Here is a 19,965-nt window from a genome sequence, read left to right as displayed (position 1 = left end):
CAAGGGCCCGGGTGTACTCCCCTGGACGCACTAATGGGCGGTATGTGATTGTTGTGCAGGCTATCATATGGCCTGAGGTACAGCAGAATCAGGCTTCGTAGCAATGAGTCGGTTCACAGCGTCCGGAATCCACCCGGTGCCGTAAATCACCGCAAGGTCTGTCATAAGGTAATTTCATAACGTATCGCGACACCTTTTTTCTTGACGCAGGCCTTCTCTTTCACGGTTTGTCAGAACTGTGGACCGCAGTAATCTCCACTCCGTGCTTTAATCAATGAGAGTGTGTCGGGTGCAAATTAAACTACCTTTCTCAACAGCAAAGGCGGGATACGCCTACCCTCGCAGGGTTTCTGCGTCTGGTAATATGCCCATGACAGTCTCAAAGACCGCTTTGAGGGTTTCCCGGTTTAAGGCACATAATCGCGCGGCGTTGCCCCCAAAATGCAGCGAAAAGCAGCGGTAAAGGCCGCCGGGCATGAGAAACCAAGCTGGTAAGCGACCTGTTTGATTGGAACGCCGTTCGCAAGAAGATCCAACGAAGCGCAAATTCTGGCTCTCTGCTTCCATGTTCTAAAACTAAAGCCTGTATCCTTCATAAACAAGCGGGAAAAGGTCCGTTCCGACATGGCCGACATAAAAGCCAGCTCGCTCAGCGATGCTTCCCAGCGCTGAGTGACCAGTAGCGATCTGGCCGCGCTGTATAATCGCTCATCATTCGGCATGGGAAGCGCCATCGTTAAAGGTGGAGCCTCGCTGAGAATTTCCAGAAGCAACAAAGCTATCTTCCGTTGACTCGGTCTGGCGTAGTCCTCACTGAACAGCCCAGCGATAAGTTCTTTGACTAACGGCGTAGCCGTGATCACATGCACCTGCTGACTCTTCGTAAAGCTCGTACATTCTGCGATAAGGCTACTGCTGAAATAGATCGCCCTCAGATCGGTTTGTGAAATCAGATGATAACTATGGATATGCAAAGGCGGTAGCCATAATGCCCGCTGAGGAGGGATCACCCACCGGTCGCTCTCTGTTTGCACCAGCATAACCCCTCTGGTGGCGAAGAGTAGCTGCCCCTCAACATGATGATGGGGAGGATCTGCCTCGCCGCGCTGATAGCTTATCGCAGTACTGGACCAGCCTGTGGCCTCATCATGTCTTGGCGCTTTATCTATACTACCTGGCATTTCAGATTTAGCCCCTGCCATTATCATATCGAAACTGGAACCACCCGTAGAAGAGCCTTAGGCAATGGGTGCGTGACTTATCATTCTGATCATCAAAGATATTACAGGAGCTTAACCTCATGCGTGTACACTTTATCGTACATGAAAGTTTTGAATCCCCGGGCGCATATGAAACCTGGGCAATAAACCAGGGTCATGATGTAACTTACTCACGCGTCTATGCAGGCGATCGGCTACCTGCTGACGCCGTAGGCATCGATTTTCTTATCGTTATGGGCGGTCCGCAAGATCCGAACACAACGCTTGAAGCGTGCCCGCACTTTAATGCTAAAGCGGAACAGGCGCTGATTGCTTCCGCGGTTAAAACCGGTAAGGCGGTGATCGGTATTTGCCTGGGTTCACAGCTAATCGGTGAAGCGCTGGGCGCGCCCTTCTCTCATAGCCCGGAAAAAGAGATTGGTAAATTCCCGATTACATTGACCGAAGACGGCAGGAAGGATGAGATGTTCTCTAACTTTGGGAAAACACTGGCAGTGGGTCACTGGCATAACGATATGCCGGGTTTGACGCCAGAGGCCAAAATTATTGCTTACAGCGAAGGCTGTCCGCGGCAGATCGTTGCCTATTCAGACCGCGTCTTTGGTTTCCAGTGCCACATGGAGCTCACATTGGACGTTGTAGAGCGGCTGATCGCTCATTCTGAGAAAGACCTGAGCCGTGCAGCAGAATATCGTTTCGTTGACACGCCTGAAGCGCTCCGGGCGCACGATTACAGTGAAATGAATCAAGTACTTTTTGGCTTTTTGAATAAGCTGGAAGCACGTTACAAAGCAGCGCAAGCATAATGTCATGCTCGGTAAGTTTGTCATCGGTTTTGATTTTAGTCTCCGCTCCTGGCACAGAGCAGACAAGCTACCTGAGTTGAAGGTCCGCTATGAGCGAAAAGCGGCCATCGGATAGTGCTAGCTCTGCATGCAATGCCACGTCTTATGGGCTTCATGTTCTCTCACTTTTTTCTTATGATGGTGCAGTAAGAAATGCGTGAATATTTTCCGATTGTCAGATCTGGTCCTCTACGAAAATTTCCCACAACTCTTCTACAGCGCGGGACATCTTTGCTGCTGGGCGGAAAAGCCTGATGTCTATGGGTACCCAGAGCGCGCTCTCTTTCTTCGCCGCAACGGCAATGGAACCGGCATCAACATCCGGCGCTGCCAGCGTTTCCGGCAACCATGCGATGCCGTCACCGGCCCTGACCATGGCCAGTAATGTTGCAGCCAGATCGGCAGTGAATGCGATTTCCATTCCGCGTCTGGCACGGTTGACCTGCGAGGTGTTGGAAAGGATCCGGCCAAGGCCGGATTCAGCCGAATAGGACAGAAAAGGAAACTTTTTGCCGCCCGATGCATACCACATTGGCTCGCGGGTTGCCGGATCGCATCTGGAATAAGGCAATAATGTTTCCCGCCCGAGCCGAACACTGAAGTATTTCGACTGTTCAAGATTGATGCGCATATGAGGGTGGTAGTAACAAAGCAAAAACTGCGCGTCACCTTTGTCGATCATGCGTTCACAGGCACTCAGTGTGTCAGATAACAGGCGAAAAGAACCGAAGCGGGCGATTTTTTCGTTATTACGCATCAGTGCCGGGAAAAAAGAAAATGACAGAGAGTGCGTGGCGGAAAAAATAACATCCGGTCTGGTTTCTCCTGCGGCCTCTATAGATTCACTTCTCAAGGTATAAAGTGCGCGAATAAGTTCAGGGATCTGCGTAACGAATACTTCCCCGGCGCGCGTCAGGCTGACGCCCCGACGATTTCTTTCAAAAAGCGGCGTTCCAAGCCACTCTTCCAGCGAGACAATCCTCCGGCTGAATGCTGGCTGCGTCACATATCGTGAAGCTGCCGCACGGGAGAAATTCAGGGACTGTGCCAGCGCAACACAGTCCTCAAGCCAAGTTAACTCCAAGTGATGCCGATTTTGCATTACAGCCTGCCTCTTTGGCATTAGAACGAAATTTGTTAACTGCTTAGGATGGTATCAGACAGGACAACAAGGTCCCTGAACACTACGTTAGTGCATTATGCCGATAAATATACGGCATGACATAAAATATAGCGTAGGTAATTTAGTTAGATCGTATTTGACTGGAAACTGCCGGAGAGAACATGCGTATCCTTGACGTTGTAGAAATTACCAAGCCTATTGCTTCCCCTATCCGTAATGCTTACATCGATTTCAGCAAGATGACGGCCAGCCTGGTTGCCGTTGTGACAGACGTTGAGGTAGACGGACGTCGCGTAGTGGGATACGGCTTCAACTCTAACGGCCGTTACGGTCAGGGCGGCCTGATCCGTGAACGCTTCCGCAACCGTATCCTCGAAGCCGAACCAGAAAGCCTGCTGAATGCCAAAGGCGACAATCTGGATCCGCATAAGATCTGGGACGTCATGATGAGCAACGAAAAACCGGGCGGTCACGGCGAACGTTCAGTTGCGGTAGGTACGCTGGACATGGCCATCTGGGATGCAACCGCAAAAATTGCTAACAAGCCGCTGTTCCGCCTGCTGGCAGAAATGAAGGGCGTTGAGGCTAACCCGCGTGTTTTTGTCTACGCGGCGGGCGGTTACTATTACCCGGGTAAAGATCTGAGCGCGCTGCGTCAGGAGATGCGCGGTTATCTTAATCGCGGCTATAACGTTGTGAAGATGAAAATCGGTGGAGCGTCTCTGGAAGAGGACCGTCGCCGTATTGAGGCCGTCCTGGAGGAAATTGGCAGCGAAGCGCGTCTCGCCGTTGACGCCAATGGCCGCTTCAATCTGGAAACCGGTATTGCCTATGCGAAAATGCTGCGTGACTACCCGCTGTTCTGGTACGAAGAGGTCGGTGACCCACTGGATTACTCCCTGCAGGCCGCGCTGTCAGAGTTCTATCCCGGCTCAATGGCCACGGGTGAAAACCTTTTCTCCCATCAGGATGCGCGAAATCTGCTGCGCTATGGCGGCATGCGCCCGGATCGAGACTATCTGCAGTTTGACTGCGCACTCTCTTATGGTCTGGTTGAATATCTGCGCACGCTTGATGTGCTTGAGCAATTTGGCTGGTCACCGTCACGCTGCGTCCCTCATGGGGGTCACCAGATGTCCCTGAACATTGCCGCAGGCCTTGGCCTTGGTGGCAATGAAAGCTATCCCGATCTGTTCCAGCCTTACGGCGGTTTCCCTGACTCGGTGAAGGTGGAAGATGGCCATATCATCATGCCGGAACTGCCGGGTATCGGTTTTGAGGGTAAATCAGACCTTATCAAAGAAATGCGCGCGCTGGCTGTATAAGTCTCTGCTGACATCTCGTCTTGCTTAATTTAATAACGCCCTTCTGCGATGCGGAAGGGCGTAGCGGGAAAAATGTATGAAGCTTTTAAGTTATCTGACGCCTGATGGATATAAAAGTTACGGTATTTTACAGGGTGAGGGAGTTATTGACCTGAGAAGCCGGACAGATATTGATACTCCCGATTTGAAAAGTTTTATCAGAGAAAAAGGGATCGCAGCAGCTGACGGATATATCAGCTATGAGCCGGATTATCAGCTTTCTGATATTACCTTCCTTCCTGTTATTGATAATCCGGGCAAAATACTTTGCGTCGGCATGAATTATCAGGCCAAACGCACTGAGTTTAGTATTACTTCGGATGCGCCTACCATATTCATCCGGTTCTCAGATTCTCAGACCGCTCATCTGGGCAACATCGTGAAGCCTGCGCTGAGCGATCAGCTCGATTATGAGGGTGAGCTTGTAATCATAATCGGAAAATCCGGCATAAACATCGCTGAGCAGGACGCTGCAGAATACATAGCGGGCTATTCCTGCTATATGGATGGCTCCGTGCGTGACTGGCAGCATACCTGGTTCACTGCCGGCAAAAATTGGAGCAAAACAGGTGGGTTCGGTCCCTGGCTGGTTACGTGTGATGAGGTCCCCGATCCGCAAAAGCTTCAGCTAAAAACCTGGCTTAATGGTGAAATTGTTCAGCAGGACAGTACAGCTAATATGGTTCATCCAATAAGCAAAATTATCAGTTATATGAGTACCTTTACACAGCTATCCCCGGGTGATGTTATTTTGACGGGCTCACCAGGCGGTGTTGGTCGTTCACGTAATCCGCAGGTATTTCTTAATGACGGCGATGTTATTGAAGTCGAAATTGAGTCAGTTGGTCGCCTGACTAATTACGTCGTTGCTGCTTCAAAATAATAAAAATATTTTATCTGACTGATATTTAAAAGGACCTGAAATCAGCATTTCCTCCCCTACATCTGCTCTAAATGAGGAAGTTATCATGAGTGATAATGCTCTTAAAGGTAATGCGCTTATCGGGAAAAAACGCTGGACAATAATACTCCCTGCAGTGTTTATCATGTATACCATTTCTTTCTTCGACCGGGTGAATATAGGCATGGCGCTGCCCCATATTACGGCCGAGATGGGGCTCAGCCCGGTAGAAGCTGGCTGGCTTGGCGGTGCATTTGCATGGGGCTACGTGGCGACGCAGTTTACCGCTGGCTGGCTGGCGCTTCGCTTTGGATCGCGAAGAATAATTGGCGTCAGCCTGTTTCTTTTTGGTGCCTGCGCCATGCTCACGGGTCTGACGCGTAACTTTGGTGAACTGGTTGCCATCCGTTTCTTCTTGGGACTTGCTGAAGGGCCGATTCAGGCAGCAACGGCGATGTTTCTGGCACAATGGTTTATGAAGCCAGAAAGGGGACGCGCATTTGGTATCTGGAACCTCAGCCTGGGGGCCGGTGCGTTTCTGGCCGGTCCAATATCGGGCTGGATCCTGGCACATCATGACTGGCGCATGATGATGGTCATTGAGGGGGCACCCGCGTGGCTGTTCTGCATCATCTGGTTTTATCTGGTACCTAAAAGTATTCAGGCTGCGAGCTGGCTCAGCGCCGAGGACCGGGATCATATCCAGAAAGACCTTGCGGCTGAGCAGTCAAACTATGTGAAGGAGAAATCTGACCCCTGGTGGACCATTATCAAAATACCGGCACTCTGGCTGATGTTAATCGGCTATTCCCTGCACAGCATGCTGGCATACGGCTTTACGCTCTGGCTGCCGACGGCACTTAAGGGGTATGGAACGCTCAGTGAATTCATAGTCGGTCTAATCAGCGGAATGCCTTTCCTGATGACCATGGTGGGCATCTGGTATATCACCCGGCGGTCAGATAAATACAACCAGGAACGGCGGCTGCATGCCGCTATTCCCACCGTGTTGTGCGGTATCGCGTTGTCAGCCGCGGCTTTTGTTCCGCTGTCTTACTACTGGGTGCAGATAGCCCTGTTCATGTTTGTCGGCCTGACAATGAAGATGCTTGTGCCGTTGGTTTACGTCCGGTTGACGGAAATCCTCCCGACAAAGAAAGCGGTCCCTGCGGTGGCATTTGTAGGTGCATGCAGCAACTTTATTGGTCAGTTTGGCGGACCGCTTGTTGCCGGCTACCTGAAGCACCTGGGGGGCGGTACTGACATGACGCTCGCATGGAGCGTACTGGGTCTGTTCTCAATCGTGGGGGGAGTACTGTTTGCCCTGGCCGTGGGACGTGAGGAAAGCGTCTGGGACATCAGGCAGGCATTCCGGGTTACTTCCCGCAGGACGATTTCCGCGCGGGAATAGAATGCAGAACCTGCCCCTGCCTAAGGGGCAGGCAGACATTTTTATAATCACTGACGTTTATTAATCAGGAGTGCGATGTGAGGTTATATATCAGAGAATCTCTGGCGGCATATACAGGCGCCGGGCTCGTACTCAGGCGGGAAGAGCAGATCAGAATCAATTACGCATAATGAATGAACTTTACGCAAGATTGAATCCATTCCGGTAATAGAGTGTGCCTGATACCCTGGGTATAACTGATGTTATGCAACGTCCGCTTCTGGCACAGAGCGGACGAACCAACTGAGGTTAAGTTCCAAGTCTGAACGAGAAGCGGACAGCGGGTTTACAGGTTGTGTATACCTTAACGGGCTGATGTCGATACTATGCCGGCCCGCTAAACATCATGCGGATGACAACGCCTGTACACCGTTCCTGCCATTTGATATCGCCCGGGTGTTAAGAGCCGTTTCCAAACGTCCTTGATGCCATCGCGACTGAACCCAGGGAAACCATTCCAGCCCGCTTTTGAATACTCCCCAGAACAAGCAATTGCAACCAGACAGGACCCGCGACGGGAACGACAAGCTGAGGAAGAACAGCAAACATGAACAGCAGGAATCTGGGGTAAGTCAGACTGTTTAATCCAGGTGACGTAAATGCGTCGCGATCCCCCATTTTAGGGCGGTACATCTTCCATTAATCAGTTCGAACACGGAGTAACTCGCGTTGGGTTGTGCATACCGGTGAAAATCATCCACAGCACCACTTTTTAGCATCGCAAGCACACCCTGAATGACCTGTCCGTGAGACACAATACATATTGTTCGATGATGACGTTTTTTTTCCAGATTGGTTAAAAAATGCATAATTCGCTGCGAAGCATGTGAGAGAGACTCACCCTCTGGCGGACAATACTCTGCATCAAGGTTGAATAACGCTTCTGCGGCGTCTGGATTATTCTGCAGGAGCTCTATGGTTGTCATACCTTCAAACTGACCAAAAGCCTGTTCTTTCAGAGCTGGTTCAGCTATCAGTGAACAATGAAAACTCTCCGCCAGGCGCTGTCCCATTTGCCAGGCCCGGCCAAGCGGAGAAGCGTAAACACATTCTACCCGGTAATCACTCGCTACAAACGCTGCCAGCAAGGCTGCTGTTTGACGCTCCCCACGAAGCGTCAAGGCGCTATCACTGTGTCCCTGAATAATACCTTTTACATTCCACTCTGTTTCCGCGTGTCGAACCAGTATTACTTGCATCATTGAAGGGTCACATATGCTGTTGTTTAAAATGTTACAAACTAAAAACACCCCGTTTATATGCTGGCAAGTTCTCAGCTCTCAACGAAAAACAGGAACACGTGTCGCTGACACGGATTATGTTCAGTAGCCCCTGCCGGCGGCCTCTATCTCAGTAAAACCTGAATCAGCTGCACGACGATATACACTCCCGCTACCACCTGTATGATCCGAAAACCCCATCTGAAATAACGCCATTGATAACGTTCTCTGGCATCAGCCGCTTCAATGGCAGGATCAAAACGTTTTCTTTTCCTGGTTCTGAATGTATCGAATACCCACAGGACGAGAATGAAGATGATGATGACTTTTTCAAAGATTAGATGGTTCACAAAGAGAGATTCCGGTCTTCTCATGGTTACAGGCAGAATAGATAAACCGCATCGAGGTAGCCACCACTAAATGTTGGGGTACCTGAAGACGCAAGCCAGGTGTCTGTCTTATGGCTGCGTTAATGCATAGCAACGCCATGAAAGTGACATTCATTGCCGACACATGCTGCCGGGAGCCCCCTTCCCCTGAGCATCAGGCTGGATGATAAAACGACGGCGGTTGCCCGGTCACGCGGCGGAACATGGTGGCGAAAGAGGACGCATTGTCGTATCCAAGGGATAAGGCCACTTCGTTCACCGGTTTCCCTGCTATCAACCATGCCAGGGCGCTCACCACGCAGGCTCGCTGTCGCCAGGCGGAAAATGACAGGCCCAGCTGCTTCAGGAAATGGCGACGAAAGGTACTAGGACTCATAAACAGCGCCCCGGCCCAGCGCGCCGCAGGCTCATGGATAGTGGGGTTAAGCAAAAAAGCCTGACAAAGCGCCAGCAGCGCCGGATGCTGCGGCAACGGAATATCAAATTCGCGGACCGGCATGGCGGCCAGTTCCAGCAACATCAACTGTATCAGCATGCGATCGCGTGGGCTGTCGTACAACGGTGGTAAATCTACAGCCTCCAGAAGTAGCTGGCGCAACAGCGGCGAGACGCTGATCACTTCGCAACGCCGGTGTTTAATGCAAGCGGCCACACAATCTGGCTCAATATACAAGCTGCGCGTGGTCACCCCCGCAAATCTGACGGCGTGCACGGTTTCAGGGGGGATCCAGACAGCGTGTTGCGGAGGAACCACCCATTCTCCGTCCTGCGTAGTGACATACATCAGTCCGGTCGCGCCATACAGCAGCTGTGCGCGGCGATGCTGGTGCGGGGGCAGGATAAACCCTTGCGCATAGTCATTACCTAACGCCACCACTTCGCGATCGAGCCGATCGACCTCGTCAATTTTTACGTTGCGCACACCTGTCTCCCTTTGACCGATTTACAAAGGTAATTGAGCGCTGTGCAAATGGGAAGTTGTACGCGACCGGTATAAGCTGCTCGCTCATTTTCAGGGCGGGGATATTCTGTTGAATGATATCGTTATTATTGCACTGGCAGGCTTTACTACCGGTATTACCACGGTGCTGTTCGGCTTCGGGGGCGGCTTTGTGGTGGTGCCCTTTGTCTATCAACTGATGCTCCGCCAGCCGGAACTCACGGAAAACGCTATGCACGTCGCGGTGGCTACCTCAACGGCGGTGATGATATTTAACGCCGGCTGGATCAGCTATCGTAACTGGCGGGCGGGCAAGCTTGCCGCACAGACGCTGTTTCCGTTGATATGGTTTATTGCCATTGGGGCAGTAGCAGGCTCCTGTCTGGCGGGGATATTTAGCGAGAATATCGTTCGCGCGCTGTTTATTCTCTATATGCTGGCAACCATCAGCGATTGTTTGTTGCGCAAGGGATTTTTCACGGGCAGCGCTCGGCGTCGGCTGTCACTGCCAATGGTGACCGGCGGCGGTGTGGTTATCGGTACGATTGCCGCATTGCTGGGCGTGGGCGGCAGCGTCATGACGGTGCCCCTGCTACGGCGACACGGGTATGCGATGCAGGAGTGCGTTAGCGCATCCAACCCGCTTTCTTTGCCCGTGGCGCTATGCGGCGCTGTGACCTATGCCATCATTGGCTGGCACACCATTCCTTTGAGCGGATTTCTGGGTTTTATCAGCCTGAAAATTCTAGGCCTGCTCGTCCTGACCGGCTGGGCCGGGATAGCGTTTAGCCGCCGGGCTATCCCTGCGGTACCGGATGTATGGTATGCACGCATCTATGTCCTGCTACTGTTCCTGGTACTCCTCGCCATGCTGATTCAATAATCACGATTCATCACGGCGTCTTTCAGGGTTTATCGGTGCAAGAGTCGCGATCGGGTGATGCCCTCTCCCCGGGGAGAGGGCCAGGAAAAGGGGCAGCAGGCTACCCGCGATACGGATGAACCTCGCGCCAGTGGTCGGCGATCTGCTGCCGGGTGCAGACCCACACCTTGTCGTGCTGCTGGATATAGTCGAGGAATCGCTGCAGCGCGCGGAAACGCCCCGGACGCCCAAGCAGCCGGCAGTGCATCCCCACGGACATCATCTTCGGCGCGGTTTCTCCCTCGGCGTACAGTACGTCAAAGCTGTCTTTCAGATAGGTATAAAACTGCTCCGCGGTGTTGAACCCCTGGGCGGTGGCAAAGCGCATGTCGTTGGCGTCGAGGGTATAAGGCACGATCAGGTGCGGTCGGCGGCTGCCGTCGCTGCAGGCCACTTCGCTCCAGAAGGGTAAATCATCACCGTAATAATCACTGTCATAGTCAAAGCCGCCGTGCTCCACCACCAGCTGGCGGGTGTTGGGACTGTCGCGGCCGGTATACCAGCCGGTGGGCGGCTTGCCGAACAGGTCGGTCAGCACCTGCACCGCTTTGTGCAGATGCTCGCGCTCCTCGGCGATATCCATGTGCTGATAGTGGATCCAGCGCCAGCCGTGGCTGACCACATCGTAATCCGCCGCCTTGATCGCCGCCACAATCTCCGGATGACGCGCCAGCGCCATCGCCACGCCGAAAACCGTCAGCGGCAGCCCTCGCTGGCTGAATTCGCGATGGATGCGCCAGAACCCGGCCCGACTGCCGTACTCATAGAGCGAGTCCATCGACATATGACGCGCCGGATAGCTGGCGGCGCCGATGATATCTGACAGGAACTGTTCCGAACCCGCATCGCCATGCAGGACGTGATTCTCCGCGCCTTCCTCATAGTTGAGGACGAACTGCACCGCGATCCGCGCCCCGCCCGGCCAGCGCGCGTGCGGCGGCTGCCCTGCATAACCTCGCAGATCGCGAGGATAGTGTTCCTGGTTCTCAACCATCTTCTGCCCCTTTTAAAATGGATTTAACGACTGAAATTGCCCGCTTAACGCCTTTTTCTCCGGGAACGCTAAGTCCCCGTGCTTGCTGGTCGCCAGCCCCAGCGCGACCAGCGACTCCACCATCTTCACCGCCGCGCTGACGCCATCGATCACCGGCACCCGCAGCTCGCGGGTCAGCTCCTGCGCCAGGGTCGCCATCCCGCCGCAGCCAAGGACTATCGCCCCGCAGCCATCCTCTTTCAGCGCGCGAATGCAGCGCTCGCGCACTTTCTCCTGCGCCAGGCCGCTGCCGTCTTCCAGCGCCAGCACCGGCAAATCAATGGCGTGCAGCGCCGCGCAGTGTTGATGAAATCCGTACTGGTGCAGTAAATGACGGGCGATGATCAGCGTGCGCGGCAGCGTGGTCACAATGGAGAAACGGGTGGCGACCATCGTCGCCATATGCATCGCCGCTTCCGCAATGCCGATCACCGGCCCCTGGGCCAGTTCGCGCGCTGCCAGCAGCCCCGGGTCGCCGAAGCAGGCGATCACATGTCCATCCACCCCCTGCTCGCGTCCGGCCTTGATCTGCTCCAGCACACCGACCGCTGCGATGGCTTCGTCAAAATGGCCCTCAATTGACGGCACGCCGGCGCGGGGACAGACCGCAAGGATCTCGGTGCCCGGCGCGGCGACCGCGCGCGCGGCGGCGCCTATCGTTTCGGTCATCGCCAGGCTGGTGTTGGGGTTGATCACTTGTATACAAACAGAAGACATCACGACTCCTTGTGACCGGCGAACAGCCGGGAAAAATCGGGCAGGCTGACGCCATCGCGCTCGAAGCACAGGCTGGCGACAATATGATCAAAATGGTGCATCAGCGCCTCGCTGAGCGGCTGCAGGGCTTTATCCCGCAGCAAACCGACCAGCTGCTGGTGATCGTCGCAGCGACAGCCCTGGCGCCAGGGTGCGCCCCAGGCGGCAATCACTAACGAGGAGCGCTGGCTGAGGCGGGTCACCATCTCAGTGAGCACCGGGTTGCCGGAGATAGCCTGCAGCTGAATGTGAAAGTCAGCGGAGTGGCGGATGGCCGCCGGGCCGTCGTGCGCCTCATGAGCCTGCTGCTCACGCTGAATAATGTTCTCCAGCGCCGCCAGATGCGGCGGCTGACAGCGCGCGATCACATCGGGCAGATTCGCGACCTCAAGCAGCGCCCGGGTGCGAAAGATCGCCTGGGACTCTTCCACGCTCGGGCTGGTGACGTGTGCACCACGTTTGGGCGTTAATGTGACCAGTTGCACAGCGGCGAGTCGTTGCAGCACTTTTCTGATGCCGGTGCGGCTCACGGCGAACACTTCCGCCAGCGCCTCTTCCGGCAGTTTGCTGCCCGGCGGCAGCTGATGTTCGACGATAGCCGTCATCAGCGCCTGGTAAATGCTTTCGTCCTTATCCTGCAGCGCTGGCGCGGCCTGGAGACGATGTTCATTATTCATTAACCCACTCCGGTTTCACTTATCGATAGCAGATCGTATACATAAAATTTATTTTTTGTATACAAGATTCATCATTCTGGCCTGGATCCTGCAATAGCCTCAGCAATCCATATCAAAAGGGTTTTCATTCAGAGGAGCAGGTTTCATGCCACATTCATCCCACACGCAGCAGACGAAGACTCACGAGGCGGCCGCCGGCTATAGTCCGCGGCTATGTAATGACGATCTGGCGCCCACACGCGACCAGAACTGGAGCTGGTACAATATTTTTTCGTTCTGGATGTCGGACGTGCACAGCATGGGCGGCTACGTGGTGGCGGCAAGCTTTTTTACGCTTGGGCTGGCCAGCTGGCAGGTTTTGCTCTGCCTGCTGGTGGGCATCTGTATTGTGCAGCTGTGCGCTAACCTGGTGGCGAAGCCCAGCCAGATGGCCGGGGTGCCGTACGCGGTGATCTGCCGTCAGGCGTTCGGTGTCTTCGGCGCCAATATCCCGGCGGTGATCCGCGGGCTGATCGCCTTCGCCTGGTACGGTATTCAGACCTATCTGGCGGCGAACGCCCTGATGCTGGTCCTGCTCAAGTTCTGGCCCTCCCTTGCCGCGCTGACCAGCAGCAGTTTCCTCGGGCTGTCGACCCTTGGCTGGCTCTGCTTCGCCACCATGTGGCTGCTGCAGGCGATGGTGTTCTGGCACGGCATGAACGCCATCAAGCGTTTTATCGATATCGCCGGTCCGGCGGTGTATGTGGTGATGTTGGCCCTGGCCGGCTGGATTGTATACAAGACCGGTCTGGATGGGATCTCCTTTACCCTCGCCAGCAAATCCCTCAGCGCTGGCGAGCAGACCTGGCAGATGATCACCGCCACGGCGCTGGTCGTCTCTTACTTCTCCGGGCCGCTGCTTAACTTCGGCGATTTTTCCCGCTACGGCAAAAGCATGGGCGAGATCCGCCGCGGCAACCGCTGGGGGCTGCCGTTCAACTTCCTGCTGTTCTCGGTGGTCACCGTGGTGATAGTCTCCGGCACCCAGTCGCTGTTCGGCAAAATGATCACCGACCCAATTGAAACCGTCAGCCGCGTGGGCAACGATCTGGCGGTGGCCATCGGCCTGCTGACCATGATCACCGCCACTATCGGCATCAATATCGTGGCTAACTTCGTCTCGCCAGCCTTCGATTTTTCCAACTGCGCGCCGCAGAAAATCAGCTTCCGCGCCGGCGGGATGATCGCTGCGGTGGGCTCGATACTCCTGACGCCGTGGAACCTGTTTAACTCACCGGAGCTGATCCACTATACCCTCGACGTGCTGGGTGCCTTTATTGGCCCGCTGTTTGGCATCCTGATCGCCGACTTCTATCTGATCAAACGCGGCCGGGTGTCGGTGGACGACCTGTTTGACGATACGCCGAAGGGTAAATACTGGTACCGCAACGGCTTTAACCCGAAAGCCATTGCCGCCCTGCTGCCGTCGGTGGGCCTGGGACTGATTATCAGCTTTATTCCGGCCCTGCATGAAGTGGCGAACTTCAGCTGGTTTATCGGCGTCTTCCTCGGCGCGACCACCTACCGCTGGCTGGCTCGCGACGAGCGCGAAGTGCAGGCGAAAGCCGCCTTCCGCTCCGGCGCGGTGGCGCAAAAAGAGTAACCTTCCCCTTCTGCCGCGGCGTCTGGCCGCGGCAGGCTGCAAACTGGCACCAATCTTGCTGTTTATCACTATTCCCAGAGTGTTAAGAGAAGGCAGGTTCGATGATGGATTACCAGACCGCGGTGCGCGGTGCATTTTTTGATATCGCCGGCGTGGCGGAGACCCCGGATGAGGTGGCCGCCCAGGCCCGCTATCTCGATGATGGCCTGTTGTTCTTGCAGGACGGAAAAATTGTCGCGCTGCTGCCATGGCAGGAGGGTGAAGCCTTTCTGCATCCGCTGAAGGGCTATGTTGACCTGCGGGGTAAACTGCTGTTGCCGGGGTTCGTCGATGCCCACGTCCACTATCCGCAGACCGAGATGATCGGCGCCTTTGGCGAACAGCTGCTGGAGTGGCTTACCACTTACACCTTCCCGGTGGAGAGCCAGTTTGCCGATGCGGAGTATGCCCAGGAGATAGCGCAGTTTTTTGTAAATCAATTGATAAGCCATGGCACCACCACCGCGCTGGTGTTTTGTACCCTGCATCCGGCCTCGGTGGAGGCGTTATTCAGCGAAGCGCTGCGCCTCAATATGCGCCTGATCGCCGGGAAAGTGATGATGGATCGCCATGTGCCCGACTACCTGTGCGAAACCGCCGGGGAGAGCTACGAGCAGACCCGGGGGCTGATCCGCAGCTGGCATCAGCGTGGCAGGCTGGGGTATGCCATTACCCCGCGCTTTGCTCCCACCTCGACGCCGGCGTTGCTGGAGGCGGTGCAGCGCCTGCGGGCCGAGTTTCCCGACACCTGGCTGCAGACACATCTCAGTGAAAACCGCGAGGAGATCGCCTGGGTTAAACAGCTGTGGCCGGAGCATGCGCACTATCTGGATGTCTATCATCACTATCAGCTCACTGGCGAGCGCAGTGTATTTGCTCACGGGATCCATCTTGATGATGCCGAGTGGCAGTGCCTGCATGACACCGGTTCCGCAGTCGCCTTCTGTCCGACCTCGAATCTGTTTCTCGGCAGCGGGTTGTTTCGCCTGCCCGCCTGCTGGCAGCACCAGGTGCGGATGGGTATCGGCAGCGATGTCGGGGCCGGGACCACCTTCAGCATGCTGCGGACGCTGGGCGAGGCCTACAAGGTAGGACAATTGCAGAGCTATCGCCTGCGCGCCAGCGAGGCCTTCTATCACGCCACCCTCGGAGGCGCGCGCGCCCTGCGGCTGGAAGAGAAGATTGGCAATTTTCAGCCGGGCAAAGAGGCCGACTTTGTGGTGATTGACCCGGCGGTCACTCCGCTGCAGCGTCTGCGGATGGGCCGCTGCCATGATATTTATGAGCAGCTGTTCGTACTGATGACCCTGGGTGATGAGCGTAATATCAGCGAGACGTGGGTGAACGGCGAGCGGGTGTGGTGTCAGGATTAACCCTCACCCTGGCCCTCACACTGGGGGGAGAGGAAACCGTCTGGCTGCGGGGACGGTTATGGACCCCCTTCGCCCTGGTCTCTCCCGGGGGTAAGAAGGCGCTGGCCGGCGGCAGCTGGGTTAATGGCCTTCAAAAACTCATCGCCAGTCCAACGCCATAGCCCGTGGTGTTATTGCCGAACATATAGCGCGCCACCAGCCGGGTGCGGGTGATAAAGACCGGGTATTTACTGCTGTCCAGCTCGAGGCCAATCCCCAGCGACGTTAAACCGGAGAAGCCCAGCGCCCCTCGCTGTTCGCCCAGATATGCAGTATGCGCCCCCTCCAGCACGTAGCGCAGCGGATTGCCCAGCAGCGTCCAGTCAGCGATCGGCGCGCGGCGGCGCAGATACAGACCGAGATTCTCCGCGCTGGCCTCCCCCTGCACCACCTCGGCGCTGCTGCCGAAACTTTGCAGTTGCATATAGGAGTAACGCAGCTCGGCATCAATATCCTGGGTGGCGGAGAAGCGTTCATAATCCAGCATCAGCGCCCCGCCGAGCCCCCATGCATTGAACCGACCGCCGTCGAGGAACTGCAGATCGGCGTTGGTTTTTCGCTCAATTACCCAGCTGCCGAGGCGCGCATCGCTGGCCAGGGTGCCGAGCATCACATTGACGATCGGCCGCAGCACCAGGTTGCCGCCAAAGCGATCCCGGTGCAGCGAAAAATCCCAGCCGACGCCGCCGGTGGTGGTCAGGCTGTTCCACTTGGTGGGCACATTCCGCGTCTGTTCGCCATTGCTGATCACAAAACGCGGGTCGTAACGGCTGTAGCCCATCGTTCCTTCGAGATAGAGAGGAAACGACTCGCTCAGGGTCGCCCCGCCGCCAAACTGAGTAATGGCCAGGTTGTGTTTGTCGTTGCTCCCGGAGCCAATATTGAGATCGCTGGCGGTCACGTCGGGGACCACGGTATAGCTCATCAGGGTCAGGACAGCATCGGCACGCTGCTTGATGGCGTGACCGTTCGCCGCCAGCGTCGCCGGCGCAGAAAGAAAAACTACCGACAGGACAACGAGAAAACGCACCATGAGTCGCATGCCACCTCAGCCGCAGGCAAACAAGATTACCGCCCAAATCAGCAGGCAGGACTCCCCTGAGTATAGCCGGCGAGTCTGCCTGCGCATCAGACGGCGATAAATAGCGCCACCTCTATTCTGACCGCCCGGAATGGGCCGCTACGTTTTCCGACGGCAAGCGCGTTACCCGGTTGCGTCCGTCATTTTTCGCCGCATACAGCGCTTTATCGACGCGGTAAAACAGCTGATCAATCGCTTCGCCATCATGATGCTCGGCAACGCCAATGCTGACGGTGACCGACAGCGTCTGATATTCGCTGATCGCCTGACGGATCGCCTCCGCCACCATCAGCGCGCGGGCGATCGGCGAATGAGGCAAAAAGAGCAGAAACTCCTCGCCTCCCCAGCGATATATCTTATCTTCGCGGTCCACCGAGGTTTCCAGAATGCGGGAGATCACCAACAGGACTTCATCGCCTTTTTGATGACCGTGAATATCATTAATACTTTTGAAATGATCGATATCGATTAGCAGCAGACAAAAACCATGGCCGATAAACGACGGCGCATCGACGAGCCGGTAAAATTCGCGGCGATTGAGCAGTCCGGTTAAGGGATCGTGGGCGGCGGAAAATTCCAGCTCTTTTTTCAGAAGCACTTCTTCGGTGATATCGTGAATGATGCATAACATCAGCCGAATATTATATAGCACCACCGGCCCGGCATAGGTTTGAACATGGCGCAGCGAGCCGTCAGCCAGAATATGAGTAAAATTAAGCGGCTTATGCCCGCCGGGCATATTGGCAATGTTATTCATAATAGGGATCACATCCCGGCCCAGGGTATTAATTTGCCAGGTATGTTTATTGCGCATTTCCTCATCGGAATAATGATAAAAGCGCAGTGCGGCAATATTGGCATCGACAATCAGGCCCTCTTTCTGAGGATCGATCAACAGCATTGGCGCGGTATTGGTCATAAAAAAACGGGCAAAAAAACCATTGTTACGCCGCTGGTAGCGGCGGGAGCCGGTATGAATCGACTGATTTTGCGCGAGCAGCTTCACCGCTTCAAATAACAGTAAGGGGCCGCAGTCCTCGGTCTCGACCAGGGTGGTTTTACAATATACCGACTGCAACCCTTTGGCGGTCTGCAGCGTCCAGACTTCAAATATCTCAGTCATCGCGTCGAGATAGCGCAGATAATGCTGCAGCTGCGTTTCCGGGCAGGTGGAATAGATACCGTTGCGCATCTCATTCAGCGACATATCGCCGCTCAGCGTCCGGGAAGCCTGATTGGCATAGACCACACACTCTGTAAAAGGATGGACTACCCAGATCGGCGTGCTTAATACATCAAAAACAGCCAGCTCTTTTAATAACATACAGGCCCCAAACCGACCCACTCCCGGCGCGGAACGGCACATTATTCAGTGCAGCCCTGACGCTGGCATAAAGTGATAGCAAAAAGTCATCGAGTAAACGTCATTACGCGCGTGCGCGGCAAGTATAGTCGGTTACAGGCCCAGCGACGCCCATCCGGAGCGACTTTGCGCACGGTTTAACCGACAAAGACGACACTGCCTTTATTATTAATTTTATTTCAATAGCATAGCAGCAATGCCAGAACAGGTAGTCGCTTTTGATCACAGACTGTGTATACCCGTCACACTTTACGCGGCAGGAACGCAGGCTTGTCCTGTGGCACGCAGATTGTCGCTGTTCTGCGCAGGGTTACCGTGATAGTTTCTATCATAACGCTCATTTTTAATGGTCATCACAGTGAAAAAATCCACCAGCAAAATCACGCTTTCCGACATTGCGCGTGAAGCTAACGTCGGCGTGGCCACCGTCGACCGGGTACTCAACAAGCGCGCGGCGGTGAAGGAATCGACCGCGTACCGCGTACTGGAGGCGGCACGACGACTGGGGTTTACCCTCGAGCAGCCCCACTATCGCCTGGCGGCGGGGAAAGCGCCGGTCACGGTCAGAATGGGGTTTATTCTGCTGCAGGAGACCCACTCCTTCTACCTGCCGCTGGCCCAGGCGCTGACGCGAGAGGCCGCCCCATGGCTACCGGCGGGCCAGGTGCCGGTGATACTACATTTTGCCATCGATGCGGTGGAAGCGATGGCTCAGGCCATTCACCGGCTAAGTGACGAAGTGGACGTGTTAGGCCTGGTGGCGCTGGATCACCCGCTGATTCGCCATGCGGTGGGCCGGGCCGCCGCCCGCGGCGTTCGCGTATTCACTCTACTTTCAGATCTGTCGGTTCCCCAGCGCAGCGGCTATATCGGCCTCGATAACCAAAAAGCCGGGCGCACCGCCGCCTGGTTTATCGACCGCTTATGCCGTGGCGAAGGCGAAATAGCCATTATTATTGGCGATAATCGTTTTACCTGTCAGGAGAGCTGTGAGATCAGCTTCCGCTCCTGCCTGCGCGAGCAGGGTAAAGGGCAGCAGATCCTCGAGCCGGTTCGCAGCCACGAACGGGCGGATGTCGCCAGAAGCGTGACGGAACAGCTGCTCAGCCAGTACCCGGCCCTGCAGGCGATCTATGCTCCCTGCGGCGGCGTCGAAGGGATTGTCGGGGCGCTGCGCGACAGCGGCCGCCAGCAGGCCGTCACCCTGGTTTGCCATGGCCCGCTAAGCGACAGTGAACTGGCGCTGATCGACGGCACCATCGATGTCATTCTCACCCACCGGCTGGATGACTTTGCCGCCGCCACCCTGCGCGCCATGACGGAAGCCGTTTCGCGGCCGCCCAGCGACGTGATTTCGCACCCTCAGCCTTTCGATATCATCACCAAAGAAAATATGTAAACGCCCGCCCCGTCGCCAACGGGGCTGCTTCACGCCTGAACCACGCCTCGCCTCACTTTGATAAATAACTATCAAAAATAACCTCAATACAAATCATGACGGCCATCATAAAATTATCATTCCAACATTGTTGGCTATGAAATTTTCATTCAATACTCAGCGGCATCCCCTGTGAAAAAAGGAAGCCGA

At 55.3% G+C, this 19,965-nt stretch carries 17 protein-coding genes and 2 pseudogenes; 8 read left to right on the top strand and 11 right to left on the bottom strand.

Features of this window, described 5'->3' with window-relative positions; all coding sequences use genetic code 11:
- Window positions 1–407: 407 nt before the first annotated feature.
- Entirely contained in the window at window positions 408–1,208 is an 801-nt protein-coding gene (locus ABLV64_RS02570) for a helix-turn-helix transcriptional regulator (protein ID WP_172970834.1), read from the bottom strand.
- 92 nt (window positions 1,209–1,300) lie between these two features.
- Between ABLV64_RS02570 and ABLV64_RS02565 the strand changes: the two genes are divergently transcribed.
- Window positions 1,301–2,026, top strand: a complete 726-nt coding sequence (locus ABLV64_RS02565; RefSeq protein WP_205608534.1) for a type 1 glutamine amidotransferase — start codon at window positions 1,301–1,303, stop codon at window positions 2,024–2,026.
- 214 nt (window positions 2,027–2,240) lie between these two features.
- Here the strand turns inward: ABLV64_RS02565 and ABLV64_RS02560 are convergent, their stop codons facing one another.
- The gene (locus ABLV64_RS02560) at window positions 2,241–3,167 is read right to left on the bottom strand and encodes a LysR family transcriptional regulator (protein WP_004202518.1); all 927 of its coding nucleotides are present in this window, start codon (window positions 3,165–3,167) and stop codon (window positions 2,241–2,243) included.
- Between the two features lie 182 nt (window positions 3,168–3,349).
- On the opposite strand from ABLV64_RS02560, the gene ABLV64_RS02555 reads away from it, so the two are divergent.
- From ABLV64_RS02555 to ABLV64_RS02545, 3 genes are all read left to right on the top strand, one after another.
- A complete protein-coding gene (locus ABLV64_RS02555; RefSeq protein WP_205608533.1) occupies window positions 3,350–4,513 on the top strand; it encodes a mandelate racemase/muconate lactonizing enzyme family protein in 1,164 nt (387 codons plus the stop codon).
- A 76-nt stretch (window positions 4,514–4,589) separates the two neighbouring features.
- Window positions 4,590–5,435 (top strand): fumarylacetoacetate hydrolase family protein, encoded by an 846-nt coding sequence (locus ABLV64_RS02550; RefSeq protein ID WP_004202524.1) that lies wholly within the window; start codon window positions 4,590–4,592, stop codon window positions 5,433–5,435.
- A gap of 85 nt (window positions 5,436–5,520) precedes the next feature.
- A complete protein-coding gene (locus ABLV64_RS02545) occupies window positions 5,521–6,864 on the top strand; it encodes an MFS transporter (RefSeq protein WP_004202526.1) in 1,344 nt (447 codons plus the stop codon).
- A 343-nt stretch (window positions 6,865–7,207) separates the two neighbouring features.
- Here the strand turns inward: ABLV64_RS02545 and ABLV64_RS02540 are convergent.
- The 4 genes and pseudogenes from ABLV64_RS02540 to ABLV64_RS02525 all read right to left on the bottom strand — a co-directional run.
- Window positions 7,208–7,488, bottom strand: a pseudogene (locus ABLV64_RS02540) (LysE family translocator); the annotation flags it as partial.
- Window positions 7,485–8,105, bottom strand: a complete 621-nt coding sequence (locus ABLV64_RS02535; RefSeq protein ID WP_004151880.1) for a histidine phosphatase family protein — start codon at window positions 8,103–8,105, stop codon at window positions 7,485–7,487. The gene ABLV64_RS02535 and the pseudogene ABLV64_RS02540, both read right to left, overlap by 4 nt.
- Window positions 8,106–8,248: 143 nt before the next feature.
- Window positions 8,249–8,473: a hypothetical protein gene (locus tag ABLV64_RS02530; protein ID WP_049003894.1), complete on the bottom strand. Its 225-nt coding sequence runs from the start codon at window positions 8,471–8,473 to the stop codon at window positions 8,249–8,251.
- Between the two features lie 193 nt (window positions 8,474–8,666).
- Window positions 8,667–9,434: a helix-turn-helix transcriptional regulator gene (locus ABLV64_RS02525; RefSeq protein ID WP_080846732.1), complete on the bottom strand. Its 768-nt coding sequence runs from the start codon at window positions 9,432–9,434 to the stop codon at window positions 8,667–8,669.
- A gap of 109 nt (window positions 9,435–9,543) precedes the next feature.
- Here ABLV64_RS02525 and ABLV64_RS02520 point away from each other — a divergent pair, with 109 nt between their 5' ends.
- Window positions 9,544–10,335, top strand: a complete 792-nt coding sequence (locus ABLV64_RS02520) for a sulfite exporter TauE/SafE family protein (protein WP_004202534.1) — start codon at window positions 9,544–9,546, stop codon at window positions 10,333–10,335.
- 100 nt (window positions 10,336–10,435) lie between these two features.
- On the opposite strand, the gene puuE is transcribed toward ABLV64_RS02520, so the two are convergent.
- The 3 genes and pseudogenes from puuE to ABLV64_RS02505 form a co-directional block, all read right to left on the bottom strand.
- Window positions 10,436–11,335 carry an allantoinase PuuE gene (gene puuE / locus ABLV64_RS02515; protein WP_223171644.1) on the bottom strand — a complete coding sequence of 300 codons (900 nt, stop codon included), beginning with the start codon at window positions 11,333–11,335 and terminating at the stop codon, window positions 10,436–10,438.
- A pseudogene (hpxA, locus tag ABLV64_RS02510) lies at window positions 11,253–12,124 on the bottom strand (allantoin racemase). The gene puuE and the pseudogene hpxA overlap by 83 nt, the downstream one beginning before the upstream one ends.
- Window positions 12,124–12,840 carry a GntR family transcriptional regulator gene (locus tag ABLV64_RS02505; protein ID WP_002905523.1) on the bottom strand — a complete coding sequence of 239 codons (717 nt, stop codon included), beginning with the start codon at window positions 12,838–12,840 and terminating at the stop codon, window positions 12,124–12,126. Before ABLV64_RS02505 ends, hpxA begins: the two are co-directional and overlap by 1 nt.
- A 145-nt stretch (window positions 12,841–12,985) precedes the next feature.
- Between ABLV64_RS02505 and ABLV64_RS02500 the strand changes: the two genes are divergently transcribed.
- Window positions 12,986–14,482, top strand: a complete 1,497-nt coding sequence (locus ABLV64_RS02500; RefSeq protein WP_023318315.1) for an NCS1 family nucleobase:cation symporter-1 — start codon at window positions 12,986–12,988, stop codon at window positions 14,480–14,482.
- Window positions 14,483–14,583: 101 nt separating this feature from the next.
- Window positions 14,584–15,894, top strand: coding sequence for a guanine deaminase (gene guaD, locus ABLV64_RS02495; RefSeq protein WP_348842942.1), 1,311 nt, complete (start codon window positions 14,584–14,586; stop codon window positions 15,892–15,894).
- A gap of 130 nt (window positions 15,895–16,024) precedes the next feature.
- Here the strand turns inward: guaD and ABLV64_RS02490 are convergent, their stop codons facing one another.
- Window positions 16,025–16,966 carry a hypothetical protein gene (locus tag ABLV64_RS02490; protein ID WP_085846126.1) on the bottom strand — a complete coding sequence of 314 codons (942 nt, stop codon included), beginning with the start codon at window positions 16,964–16,966 and terminating at the stop codon, window positions 16,025–16,027.
- 121 nt (window positions 16,967–17,087) lie between these two features.
- Window positions 17,088–18,338: a sensor domain-containing diguanylate cyclase gene (locus ABLV64_RS02485; protein WP_004202549.1), complete on the bottom strand. Its 1,251-nt coding sequence runs from the start codon at window positions 18,336–18,338 to the stop codon at window positions 17,088–17,090.
- Window positions 18,339–18,735: 397 nt separating this feature from the next.
- On the opposite strand from ABLV64_RS02485, the gene ABLV64_RS02480 reads away from it, so the two are divergent.
- On the top strand, window positions 18,736–19,776 hold the full coding sequence (locus ABLV64_RS02480) for a LacI family DNA-binding transcriptional regulator (protein WP_205608529.1): 1,041 nt from the start codon (window positions 18,736–18,738) through the stop codon (window positions 19,774–19,776).
- The last annotated feature ends 189 nt before the right edge of the window (window positions 19,777–19,965 follow it).

Origin of the sequence: Klebsiella sp. JB_Kp031 (assembly GCF_040064295.1) — a bacterium.
Taxonomy (GTDB): domain Bacteria; phylum Pseudomonadota; class Gammaproteobacteria; order Enterobacterales; family Enterobacteriaceae; genus Klebsiella; species Klebsiella quasipneumoniae.
This window is presented reverse-complemented; position numbering and strand designations above follow the sequence as displayed.